We start from the raw sequence: 12,278 nt of genomic DNA, 5'->3' as shown, positions 1-12,278 counted from the left end.
TTTATCCGCATAGAATTATCTAACAGTAAAGGGAGTAACCTTACCTTGAAGCTGGGTGAGTTCCTTTAAATGCGATATAGCATTGGTTAACTTTTTCTTGTCTAAATCAGGACCAACAAACACTTTAGTTAAATTTCCAGAACTTGTTTTCACTGGTCTGCTGAAAGCCCGATAGCCACTTTCTTCTAATTTAGCTAACAAATCACTGACATTTTTTTGATGACGAAAACTACCAAGTTGTACCACCCACCCAGAATTCATGGCTAGTTTATCTTGATTTTGTTCTACGACCGTTTGCTGAGCTAAAGTGCTAACCGGTTTGTCTTCAATTTTTTTGTCGTCAATAAGTAATTCTTCGGCGTGTTCGTCTGGAATCTCGACATCCACCACCTGAACAGCATCCGTCGTTGCTTCGGGCTCCTTGGGATCGTCAACAGCTTGCTCGGAGACAATTTCGATTTTTCGCGAAGCAGTTGATTGAATACTACTCGTATCAAAATCACTAGGCGCTTCTACTACTTTCATTCTAGGCTTAATAGGAAGATCAACAAAAAGCGCTCTTTTAGTTTCTTTCTTTCCGTCCAATAAGTCAGGTAAAAAAATCACTGCAATGGCAACAACAATGATAGTCCCTACTAATCGATTTTTTAGTGCTGGTGACAATCTATAATTCCTCAGATATCAAATGATTGGACGTATAATTTAATATATCGGCAATAGTAAAAAAAGACCCAAACACAATGACGCAATCTTCAGGCCTTGCTTCTTTAATCGCCGCCAAAAAGGCTTGCTGTACATTGCGATAGGTAACGGTGGATTGTTGCAATGCACTAAGTAGCACGCTGGCTTTTGCCCCTCTAGGTACATCTAAGTCTGCGCAAAACCAATCATCGACAATATCCTGCATTGGTTTTAATGTTTGTTCAATATCTTTGTCGGCTAACATTCCCACAACCGCTAGAATACGTTTGCAGTTCTCTTGCCTTAAGTCAGCAGCGAGTAAACGCGTGGCTTGTGGATTATGTGCCACATCTAACATAATCATAGGCTTATCTTGAATAATCTGTCTGCGTCCCACTAATTTAGTCTGTTGAATAACAGCTTTAAGGGACTCAGCAGTTAACTCAAGAGCTAAAAGTTCAATGACTTCAAGTGCGGTTGATACATTTTGCAAAGGGATAAAGGGAACAGGTAAACCACTGAACTTACGCTGTTCACCTTGCCAATGGTAACCTTGTTCATCAACCCAATAACTAAAATTAACGCCTTGCCATCTAGCATCCACCTGATAATCAACCACCGCTTGCTTAAGAGACTGTGGAGGCTCAGGTTCACCGATAACCGCTGGAATGTTAGACCGAAAAATACCCGCTTTTTCTTTTGCGATTAACTCTTTGGTGTGGCCTAACCAATCTTGATGATCTAAATCTATTGAGGTTATCACCGCGATATCTGGATCAACTATATTAACCGCATCTAAACGCCCACCGAGCCCGACTTCCAACAACCAGTAATCAACCCCAGCATCAAACATTAACTGCAGAGCCGCCAAAGTGCCAAATTCAAAGTAAGTTAATAAAACATCTCCACGCGCCTGATCTACTTTTAAAAACGCTGAGCAATGAGCAGACTCTGGCAACATTGCTCCATTGATCCTAACTCGTTCTCGATAGTCGATTAAATGGGGCGAACTAAAAACCCCTACAGACTTATGGGCAACCAATAACCCTTGTTCAATCAACGCTGATGTTGTGCCTTTGCCATTCGTGCCAGCAACAGTAACAACCGTTTTGTCGGCATAATTTAACGCTAATTTATTAAAAACAGTAGAAACACGTTCAAGTCCCAATTCAATATTACTAGGATGGATTTCGTTTAAATAAATAAGCCATTGCTGAAGATCCCAAGCTTCTTTATCAGAAGCTTGGGTAGAGAGAAGTGCGGCATCACTTAATGATGTTGATGGTGTAATTTAGACAATAAACTGTAGAGTTTGTCACGCATTTCGCGACGATCAACAATCACATCAATCGCCCCCTTTTCTAACAAAAACTCACTACGTTGGAAGCCTTCTGGTAAGGTCTCACGTACAGTTTGCTCGATTACTCTTGGGCCCGCAAAACCAATTAAGGCTTTAGGCTCAGCCACATTAATGTCTCCTAACATTGCTAAGCTAGCAGAAACACCGCCCATAGTTGGATCAGTTAGTACCGAAATATAAGGCAACCCTTTCTCGCTCATTTTCGCTAATGCGGCACTGGTTTTTGCCATTTGCATTAGAGACATCAGCGCTTCTTGCATCCTAGCTCCGCCGCTTGTAGAAAAACAAATCAACGGCATGTTATGCTCTAAACATGCTTCAACAGCTTTAACAAATCGAGCTCCCACTACAGACGCCATTGAACCGCCCATAAACGAAAACTCAAATGCGGCTACGGCTACTGGCATACCTTTCAGTTTGCCTTTTAATACAATTAGTGCATCTTTTTCATTAGTTGCTTTTTGCGCTGCACTGATCCTATCTTTATATTTTTTAGAATCTTTAAACTTAAGCAAATCTTGTGGCTCTAACTCCGCCCCTAACTCTTCACGATCACCTTGATCTAAAAAGTGATTAACCCTAACACGCGCACTGATACGCATGTGATGATCGCACTTGGGGCAGACGCCAAGCTGCTTTTCTAATTCTGATTTATACAATACCGCGGCACATTCTGTACACTTAGTCCAAATGCCTTCAGGTACATTACTTTTTGCAGCTGACTTAGTGCGTGGTAGTATTTTTTCAATCCAACTCATAACAAATCCTATAATTTAGTTTGCACTGACAAATGAGCACAAACTAGCAATTTTTAACGACGACCCTATTTTTAGGTTTATCGCCGAAAGCTCAGTGGCTAATCAAGCGCTATTAAAGCACATTCACTGCCTAAACACGAAAATAAAACTGGTCTTAGAAGTCTCAATTTGGCAAAAATAAGGGGCCTAATGGATGACTTGGTAACAAAAATTGTTCAGGGTAAGTAACATGAACCAAATATAATCCATGTGGCTTAGCTGTTGCCGCTGCTTTCGTTCGATCTTTACCTAATAACAAACTTTGCATCCATTCTGGTTTTTGTTGCTTATTGCCAATGACAAGTAAAGACCCGGTAATATTGCGAACCATATGATGCAAAAATGCATTAGCCTGTACATCGATTACAATAAAGTCTGAAAGTCGGGTAACACTGATTTTTTGTAGATCTCTGACAGGCGTATTTGCCTGACAATTAACCGCTCTAAATGCACTAAAATCATGTTTTCCCACTAAGTATTGCGCGGCCTCGTGCATTAACTCATGATCTAAATCGATATGTACGTGAGTTGCGCCTTTGGCCAAAATACTATTGCGCAATCGATTATTGTATATGATGTAACGATAACGCCTAGCGGTTGCCGAAAACCTAGCATGGAACTGTTCATTCACTTCAGCCACCCACTTAACCGCAATTGAATCCGGCAAAAATCGGTTAAGGCCAATTGACCAAGCGCGATCAGGTCGAACGCAATCTGTATCAAAGTGAACAACTTGACAGGTTGCATGCACCCCTGCATCGGTTCTACCAGCGCATACCACTTTAATTGGCGAGTTGGCTATTTCTGAAAGAGCCTCTTCAACATGTTGCTGCACACTCGCCACCGACTGCTGACGCTGCCAGCCATGATAGCTAGCACCATCATATTCAATACCTAAAGCCAATCGCATGTCACACTTTTACCCCATAAAATTTGCCGTATTGTAAGCAAGTTTTCAGCAATTAAAAGTGATTTTTACAACTTAACGACTCCCAGTTTCACTTAACTTTTACTTAAAGTCAGTAGAATGTAAATCGTGCTTTTTCATCAACTTATGCATATCTGTTCTATTTCGGCCAGCAAGTTCGGCAGCACGCGTCACATTTCCATCAGTCATTTTTAATAGTTTCAGTAAATATTGATGTTCAAATGCATCTCTAGCTTCGGTTAATGTTGGCCACTTTTGTTCCGATGCAGATAGTGCTTGTTCCACTAAGTGAGCAGCAATAACTGGGGTTTGGGTTAGTGCCACACATTGTTCAACAACATTCACTAACTGCCGTACATTGCTAAGGCCATAAACAAGTGGTAAGTAGTTGCATTGCATCATCTGAAAAACGACTTACCTTAACATCATGCTTTAGCCCGCTATTTGCCAATAAGTGCCGAGCTAGCAAGGGAATATCTTCAGAACGTTCACGCAACGTAGGTAGCGTTAAATTAACTACATTTAATCGGTAATATAGATCTTCTCTAAAGTTACCCTCTTGCATTTCTTTGTTGAGATCTTTGTGGGTTGCTGACACTAAGCGCACGTTCACTGTAATTTGTTTACTGCTGCCAACTGGTCGAATAGTTTGTTCTTGAATCGCCCTTAGTAGTTTAACTTGCAAAGGAACGGGCATATCTCCGATTTCATCTAAGAATAAGGTGCCACCATCCGCTTCTCTAAACAAACCTTGATGTTCATGTACCGCGCCGGTAAACGCCCCCTTACTATGCCCAAACAACTCTGATTCAAGTAAATTTTCTGGTAACGCGCCACAATTAATGGCCACAAAAGGTTTGTCGGCTCGCTTACTGGCTTTATGAATAGCACTAGCAAACAGCTCTTTACCCGTACCGCTTGCTCCGCTAATTAGCACACTGACATCTCGTTGCGCTACACGATAGGCTTGGTCCAGTAATTGCTCCATCTGTACCGACTGAGTGATTATATTCTCACACCATTTAGGGCTTCGATTACCTTGACTTTGGGCCACCGCTTTTGTCATTAATTGTCTAAGCTCTTCATGATCAACAGGCTTAGTTAAAAAACCAAAAATACCTCTTTGCGTTGCTTCAACAGCATCTTGAATGGTGCCATGAGCAGTCATTAAAATAACAGGCACGTCTCTTTTCAGCGCCATAATTTCTTCAAATAAGCTTAACCCATCTAAACCTGAGCATACGCAGATCACTCAATACGAGATCAAAATTGCGTGTAGTCAGTAATTTAAGCGCTTCTTTGCCACCCTCGGCACTGTGTACTTGATATCCCTCTCCTTTTAATCTTATGGTCATTAACCTCAGTAGGCTTACATCATCATCTACCAATAAGACGGTCGGTTTAGTTGTACTTATTTGCTTCATTCACCATTCCTTTGACCATTGCTCATAATCGAGGTTTCGATATTCAATAACTGGTCAATTTGATTATTTTGTTTATTAATTTGTTCTTTTTGTTGCTTAATAATGTTCTCGTTTTCACTGTTAATTTTATTTACCGTCACCAACGCTGATTCGAGTTGTAAGATTTCTAAGCTTGGTTGAAAAAGCGCAGTTTGTAGAAACTGACGCATATCTTTACTTAATTTAGGGGTAATAGATTTAGACCACATTTGTGCCCTCAAACGATCTTGATATGGCGTACCTTTGCCTTGACTCAATATGATTTTTTTCAGCACATCAACATCACTATCCGATAGCGCATCAATTTTTTGCTTTCTTTGTTTCCACGATAACGTTTCGATATTCGCCCAAAATTTAAGCCAATACTCCACCTGGCAGTCATTCTGAAATTCTATCGCCCACAAGCATAGTTTTTGTGTGATTGGGACCACTGGCCCCTCATTTACTTTTTCGGTTTCGGCCTTTGGGAGTAATTCACAACCAGACAATATAGGTAATAATAAAGATAAAAAAACTCTTATTTTCATAAACTCGCTTCTTTAATTGGCAGCACTACTCGAATGCAGATATCAGCATAATCCACATCCTCGATTTTCGCTGTCCCCATCATCATACGTGCACAATCTGCAACAATTGAAAGACCTAGTCCAGTGCCGATGACTCTATCATTTCGCTTCCCTTCCCCCGATAAAAAGGTTGGAATAGGGTATCCCTTTGTTGCTCAGGGATCTTTTGCCCACGATTCGCAAAATCTAACACATACGTATTATCTAATTGATATAAATGAATAGTAATAGGTCGTCCTTTAATACCGTGAGCAATAGCATTAGACATCAGATTATCGAGGATCCGACGATATAATTGTACATCAGTAAGAATGGATTGTACCTCTATCTTCATGTCCAGTTTATGGTCATGTTGCTTTAGCGCTAAGCTATTTTCTGTAACAAACTCAGCAAACAAACGCTTAGTATCAACTAATTCCCATTTAGGGTTGGCTTGCTGCAACAATAAGTTGTAATCCAATAACTGAACAATGAGTTGATTGAGTCTATCGGTACTGCTGTTCAACAATGACATCACTTCTTTTTGTTCAACATTCAAGGGGCCAACAACTTGTTCGGTTAGCAAAGAACACCCTTCCTTAATACTTGCCAATGGAGTCTTTAATTCGTGAGAAGCGTGGCGTAGTAACGCCGTTCTTAGCTTTTCTAGTTGCGTCAACCGAGACGCTAAATTGTGCAGTTGATGCTCAACTACTATCAGCTCTTTAGGCCCAGAGCTGGAAATAATAGGTAGAGAACTCGCCTGCCTAGCGATGGCCCCAATCACTTGCTCTATTTTTTCTATGGGTTTCAAAATCGTCCTAGCACCAAATAAAATCAACAGAATTGATGTAGACAACAATAAGCCTGTCAACCAAAATTGATTTTGTTGCACTGAACGAACATAACTTTGCTGTTTCTGCACGTGCGTATCTAAATACCCATGCACTTGCACACTAACCTCATTCAAATTTTGCGAGAAATCGGCCAACTGAGCATTTAATAATAGAGGGTCCACTTGAGGCGTAACTTGCTTGATCCAGCCTATTCTGCTGGTCAAATTTGTACAGTTTTGCTGATCACTTAGCAGTTGACAGATAACACGTTGTTGCGACGAAAATCGCTTAGTGTTTTCAGCAATCAAATTCATTAAGGTCGGCTTGTTAACGATTGTAAATTGCCTGACTAACCTTTCTATATCAAACGCTAAACGCTCCATTTTATTTAGCGTTCTAATAACAGCGATTGATTTTTCTGCTTCGCTTGAGGTAACTTCGGCGATATTGGTCAAAGTATATTGGCTATAGCCTACTAGTGCAGCTAAGGGTACAAGCACTACGACAAAGCTAACAAAAGTCAGTTGTCGTAAAGAATTTAACTGCATAACACTTCCATCATAAATAGTTTACAGTCAATAGCTTACCACTGTTGTGGAATAGCCTAAACCTCAAAATCTAATTAGTCTAAAACCACTTTTGCTTAACTCTTGTTTGGTAATAACACCATTCCCATCGGTATCAATTTTGCCAAAAGCAGCCAATAGTTGAGGCTCAGCCACCGCTTCCTTTATGCTTATTTGACCATCTTGGTCAAGGTCAAACTTATCGATTAATGCTTCATCATCCCCGGCTAGACTAGAAAAACTAGTAAACGCTGTCAAAATGGCTGTTATCGCAATGCTAGAAGTTGTCATCCACATTTCCCTTTTCATAAAATTAAAAACGGCTTCCTTGCCTAGTGTTCAAATGAGCATACTGAACAAGGAAAGTTTCACTATGCCAACAAACGCCATTGTCGCTATCCCAGTGAAACACTTCCTTCACCACATTCCATCCATGTATTAACTTGAGAACCACCCAAGTAAATGTGATTACAAAAGGCTCCATTACATCCTTCGTGCCAACTATTATTTATCATTTAAATTCAATAACATAGAAACAAAACAAGATAATAGCTTGTTAATCACCGTTGGAAAGCTTGGCATTACGTAGCCAATGAAAGACAGTCATTATCTACAATAAATGTAGTCAAGCTGAACTAGGATAATGAGCGTCATCTGAAATAGAAATTTACAGACAATTCAAACACTTAAAAATATGCTCCTGCTATACTTAACCTCGCCTAAATGTTACTCGGTAACGAGATTTTTGGTGTATAGCAAGGCGATTTTTAGTACGTATTAGCGGGCGATAACTAGCAACCCTAACGCCGATAGAAGCAAAAAGAGCGTTATCAAGAGGCCCAACTTCTCCCGAGTTCAGGTTAACCCATACGATCAGAAGGCTAGACTGTACCTAAAGGCATACACCTACTCTATTCGAGATTATTTGATAGCTTACTTTGAATGAATTGTGTATGAGGAATGTACAATAAATCAGCTATTTTGCGGATGGTGTATTCTTCACTCGGACTCAGTACTTTATCTGAAAAAGCAATGGTCCATAATGAATCAAGGATCTGCACTTTCTGCTGCCCATTGTAAGTATGATTCAATACTCGTGTAAACTGTTGGTAGTCGACAGCATTTTCCGCATATTCCTGCGTATTTGAACATAATATGTCGAGTTGTTCAGGGCTAAGTGAAAAGTGCTTTTCCAACCGCTGCCGAAACATCACTTGCTCGCTATTTTCAAACTTATTATCGGCCCGCATCACTTCATAAAACAGCACCGCGGTGGCCAATTCTAAGGTATGCCCGGGATGATGTTCTTCTATTTTCAACTGCTCTTTAAACCAATTTTGAATACTGGCAATCATTTATTCCACCTATTTAATTGTATCGCGACTGACCAAATATTTAATATGTGGCATTAGACAGAAAATACAATCATATGTTCAAGATCTAACCTGATCCCAATATTCTCACCTATTTTATGATCATGGTGACTTGGCGCCAAACACAACACCCTCTGCTGAGCACTATCTTGTAGTGCTAGTTCGTACAACATATGGGCACCTTGAAACGATCGGTTCATCACTTGAGCATGATTAGCTGCATTGTCATCGTGCACAATGTCATCAGGACGAACAAGAAACTCGACTTCATCACCTTCATTAAAGCCAAAAGACGCATCAATCGGAAAAACCCCTAAATGACTGACCAATTGCATATTGTTATTCACTCTAGCCCGCATAAACACGCCATCACCTATAAAGTTGGCGACAAACCTATCCGCCGGCCTATGATACAATGCATAAGCACTTGCCCATTGTAACAATCGCCCTTGATTAACAACCCCAATCACATCCGCCATAGCAAATGCCTCAGCTTGATCGTGAGTCACCATCAAAGCGGTCGCATTGGCATATTTTAAAATAGCTCTTAATTCACGAGCGAGTCCTTCACGAAGTTCACTATCTAAACTCGAAAAAGGCTCGTCTAACAACAATAGTTCTGGGCTGTCAGCCATCGCTCGTACCAAAGCAACACGTTGTTGTTGACCGCCCGACAATTGGTGGGGATAACGTTGTTCGAACCCTGTTAGTCCCACCAAACTTAACAATTCAGCAACCCGCTTTTTTTGCGCTTTTTTCGACTGTTTGTGTATGCCAAAAGCAATATTCTGCGCCACCGTTAAATGCGGAAACAGTGCATAATCTTGAAACACAACCGCCACTTTGCGTTTTTGTGGACTAACAAAAGTAGCGCGATCACATACAACTTCATCGCGAATGGCTACTTCACCTGCTGAGCTTTTTTCAAACCCAGCAATCACGCGCAACAAAGACGTTTTGCCACAACCTGACGGTCCTAACAAACAACCAATTTGCCCCGCTTTTAATGCAAAGCTGACGTCTGTTACTACCGTTTTATTTTGGTAAGCCACACAAACATGGTTAAGACGTAACATAAAGTCCTTATTTTTGGTGATGGAAGTTTAACTAGATGTATCTGTTAATCGAGTTAATAAAACAACCGGAATGATTCCCACTAACACAATAGCCAAAGCAGGTAACGAAGCTTCTAATAACCGCTCATCAGAGGCCAATTCAAATGTTTTGACTGCCAAGGTATTAAAGTTAAAAGGGCGAAGAATTAATGTCGCGGGCAATTCTTTTAATACGTCGACAAAAACCAATAATAACGCACTGGCAACGCTAGTTTTAGTAGCGGTACATGGATACGTTTCAAGATGGCCAAGGGATAATGACCCAGCGACTTTGCTGCATCATCTAAACTAGGTTTAATCCGAGCCATACCAGTATCAATATTATGCATGGCCACGGCCAAAAAACGAATGCAATAAACTAGTATCAACGCAAACAAAGTCCCTGAGAAAATTAACCCTACGCTCACATCAAACCATGTTTCGGTCACATTATTTAGTTGTACGTCTACCCAACTTAGCATTAATAATACGCCAATAGCGATAACAGTCCCTGGCACGGCATACCCAAGGTTAACGATACTTACCAAAATGTGAATAGGCCTAAACTGATTTAATCGCTTTCCATAAGAAAAAAGAAGCGCCAACATCACAGCGGCAACCGCGGCTACAAATGCCAAATAAAAACTATTCCAAATCAATTGCAAGAAGTCTTGATTAAATTGTTTAGCAAATGAATCAACCGCCCAGCCAACCAATTGAACCACAGGAATAACAAACCCAAACAATACAGGTAGCAAACAGACTAGAGCCGCGACAATAGATTGGCCGCCACATAGCTTTTGTCTAGGCATAGCATGCAATTTTTGACCTTGAAAATAGTACTTAATTTTGCGACGGGATAAAAACTCCAGAAGCAATAACAATACGACAAAACTGGTTAACATTGCCGCTAATTGGGCGGCTGCCATGCCATTACCCAATCCAAACCATGTCCTAAATATCCCCGTTGTGAAGGTGCTAATGCCAAAATACTGCACTGTACCGTAATCAGCAAACGCTTCCATCATTGCTAGGGCTGTACCCATCAAAATAGCAGGGCGAGCTAAGGGCAATACGATTTTAAACAGGTACCTTTTAGGCGATACGCCAAGACTTTTTGCCACCTCTTCCACACTTGCAGGTACTGCCGAAAACGCTGTTTTGGCTAACATATACACATAAGGATAAAGCACCAAAGCCAACATCAAAATAGCGCCGGACAATGAGCGAATTTCAGGAAAATAGTAATCACCATATTGCCAACCAAATGCCGTTCTTAAATGGCTTTGCAAAGGACCAGCAAAATCCAACAATCCAGTATATGAATAGGCAATAATGTAAGCTGGCATGGCCATAGGTAGCAATATTAGCCACTGTATTTGCTTTCGACCAACAAAATCGAAGCGCGCAATACACCACGCTAGCGGAGTGCCAATCAGCACCACTAAAAGGCCTACTCCAAATGCTAATAACAGCGAATTAGTCACATAATCCGCTAACACCGTTTGGTATAAATGCTGCCAAATTTCAGTTTGAGGAAAACCTAGGCTGGTAAAAATGAGGGTAATTGGTGCAACTAAAATACAACAACTAAAGCAAATACCTATAAACCAAGGATTGAGCCAACGACTGCGTATCATGTAATTGACTCAAAGTTAGATCCATTACAAATAGTGTTTACTTCCACCCAGCGCGATCCATCAATTGTACCGCTTTGCCATTTAATTCGCCTAATTGGCTTAAGGCTACTTGTTCAGCCTTAAATTTCCCGAAGGACTGCAATATTTCACTCCACGATACGTCACCCAATACTGGGTATTCATGATTAGTATTGGCGTACCATTGCTGTGATTCTTGCGTCAATAAAAAATCAATTAGCTGACTAGCTGCGTTTTTATTAGGCGCGTTTTTTGCCATCGCGACCCCTGAAATATTGACATGCGCTCCTCTATCGTTTTGATTTGGCCAAACCACTTTCACTTGTTTGGCCTGTGCCACTTGCTCTTCATCATCAGAGGTCAACATACCTGCCAAATAATATGTATTAGCGATAGCAATATCACATTGCCCGGCCGCTACCGCCTTAATTTGGTCTCTGTCACCACCTTGTGGAGGTCGTGCAAAGTTCTTCACAAAACCATCTAACCATTCTTGAGTATGAGTTTCGCCCAGTTGGGCAATTAACGAAGCAACCATAGATTGATTGTAAATATTACTGGAACTACGAATGCAGATTTTTCCTTTCCAACTTGGATTAGTCAAATCTTCTAATGTCGTCAAGGTCTTTACATCCACTCTCTCAGGCGACACCATAATCGGCCGTGCTCTTAACGACAACCCAACCCAATGACTCGCTTTATCTCGAAAATTTTCAGGCACCGACTTAATGCTATTTGAAGCGGCTATAGCTTGGGTTAAATTTTGCTCTTTGGCTCGATATAAACGTCCTACATCAGTGGTAATTAACAAATCTGCGGGGCTATATTTGCCTTCGCTTTTTAGCCGAGTAATTAAGTTATCCGCTTTACCCGTTACTAAATTAACTGAAATGCCCGTTTGCTTAGTGAACTTGTCTAATAAAGGTTTGATTAAAGCTTCTTTACGAGCTGAGTACACATTGACCTGATCGGCCATC

Annotated in this window: 10 protein-coding genes and 2 pseudogenes; all 12 read right to left on the bottom strand. The window is 40.8% G+C overall.

Going from position 1 to position 12,278, the window contains the following annotated elements:
* Nucleotides 1-15 precede the first annotated feature (15 nt).
* Nucleotides 16-663 (bottom strand): SPOR domain-containing protein, encoded by a 648-nt coding sequence (locus tag RS130_RS13500; protein ID WP_316026375.1) that lies wholly within the window; start codon nt 661-663, stop codon nt 16-18.
* Nucleotide 664: 1 nt separating this feature from the next.
* On the bottom strand, nt 665-1,972 hold the full coding sequence (gene folC, locus RS130_RS13495) for a bifunctional tetrahydrofolate synthase/dihydrofolate synthase (protein WP_316028057.1): 1,308 nt from the start codon (nt 1,970-1,972) through the stop codon (nt 665-667).
* Nucleotides 1,951-2,799 carry an acetyl-CoA carboxylase, carboxyltransferase subunit beta gene (gene accD, locus RS130_RS13490; RefSeq protein WP_316026374.1) on the bottom strand — a complete coding sequence of 283 codons (849 nt, stop codon included), beginning with the start codon at nt 2,797-2,799 and terminating at the stop codon, nt 1,951-1,953. Before accD ends, folC begins: the two co-directional genes overlap by 22 nt.
* Before the next feature lie 163 nt (nt 2,800-2,962).
* Nucleotides 2,963-3,748 (bottom strand): tRNA pseudouridine(38-40) synthase TruA, encoded by a 786-nt coding sequence (gene truA, locus RS130_RS13485; protein ID WP_316026373.1) that lies wholly within the window; start codon nt 3,746-3,748, stop codon nt 2,963-2,965.
* A 99-nt stretch (nt 3,749-3,847) separates the two neighbouring features.
* Nucleotides 3,848-5,190: pseudogene (locus tag RS130_RS13480) on the bottom strand (sigma 54-interacting transcriptional regulator).
* Nucleotides 5,187-5,756, bottom strand: a complete 570-nt coding sequence (locus tag RS130_RS13475; RefSeq protein ID WP_316026372.1) for a hypothetical protein — start codon at nt 5,754-5,756, stop codon at nt 5,187-5,189. The pseudogene RS130_RS13480 and the gene RS130_RS13475 overlap by 4 nt, the downstream one beginning before the upstream one ends.
* 115 nt (nt 5,757-5,871) lie before the next feature.
* Nucleotides 5,872-7,158, bottom strand: coding sequence for a sensor histidine kinase (locus tag RS130_RS13470; RefSeq protein WP_316026371.1), 1,287 nt, complete (start codon nt 7,156-7,158; stop codon nt 5,872-5,874).
* A gap of 63 nt (nt 7,159-7,221) precedes the next feature.
* The gene (locus tag RS130_RS13465; RefSeq protein WP_316026370.1) at nt 7,222-7,467 is read right to left on the bottom strand and encodes an EF-hand domain-containing protein; all 246 of its coding nucleotides are present in this window, start codon (nt 7,465-7,467) and stop codon (nt 7,222-7,224) included.
* A gap of 620 nt (nt 7,468-8,087) precedes the next feature.
* A complete protein-coding gene (locus RS130_RS13460; protein WP_316026369.1) occupies nt 8,088-8,531 on the bottom strand; it encodes a tellurite resistance TerB family protein in 444 nt (147 codons plus the stop codon).
* Between the two features lie 53 nt (nt 8,532-8,584).
* Entirely contained in the window at nt 8,585-9,625 is a 1,041-nt protein-coding gene (locus RS130_RS13455; protein WP_316026368.1) for an ABC transporter ATP-binding protein, read from the bottom strand.
* Nucleotides 9,626-9,652: 27 nt separating this feature from the next.
* A pseudogene (locus RS130_RS13450) lies at nt 9,653-11,283 on the bottom strand (ABC transporter permease).
* A gap of 37 nt (nt 11,284-11,320) precedes the next feature.
* Nucleotides 11,321-12,277, bottom strand: a complete 957-nt coding sequence (locus RS130_RS13445) for a Fe(3+) ABC transporter substrate-binding protein (RefSeq protein WP_316028056.1) — start codon at nt 12,275-12,277, stop codon at nt 11,321-11,323.
* Between the last annotated feature and the right edge of the window lies 1 nt (nt 12,278).

The sequence above is a fragment of the Paraglaciecola aquimarina genome (assembly GCF_032464635.1).
GTDB classification, from domain to species: domain Bacteria; phylum Pseudomonadota; class Gammaproteobacteria; order Enterobacterales; family Alteromonadaceae; genus Paraglaciecola; species Paraglaciecola aquimarina.
Note: the sequence above shows the minus strand (reverse complement) of the source record. Positions and strands in the feature narration are given on the sequence as shown.

Bases quoted from the DNA above. Each gene is read 5' to 3' on its own strand.
- RS130_RS13465 (WP_316026370.1), bottom strand. From the start codon at position 7,467: ATGACAACTTCTAGCATTGCGATAACAGCCATTTTGACAGCGTTTACT.
- RS130_RS13460 (WP_316026369.1), bottom strand. From the start codon at position 8,531: ATGATTGCCAGTATTCAAAATTGGTTTAAAGAGCAGTTGAAAATAGAA.
- RS130_RS13475 (WP_316026372.1), bottom strand. From the start codon at position 5,756: ATGAAAATAAGAGTTTTTTTATCTTTATTATTACCTATATTGTCTGGT.
- RS130_RS13470 (WP_316026371.1), bottom strand. From the start codon at position 7,158: ATGCAGTTAAATTCTTTACGACAACTGACTTTTGTTAGCTTTGTCGTA.
- RS130_RS13455 (WP_316026368.1), bottom strand. From the start codon at position 9,625: ATGTTACGTCTTAACCATGTTTGTGTGGCTTACCAAAATAAAACGGTA.
- RS130_RS13445 (WP_316028056.1), bottom strand. From the start codon at position 12,277: ATGGCCGATCAGGTCAATGTGTACTCAGCTCGTAAAGAAGCTTTAATC.
- accD (WP_316026374.1), bottom strand. From the start codon at position 2,799: ATGAGTTGGATTGAAAAAATACTACCACGCACTAAGTCAGCTGCAAAA.
- truA (WP_316026373.1), bottom strand. From the start codon at position 3,748: ATGCGATTGGCTTTAGGTATTGAATATGATGGTGCTAGCTATCATGGC.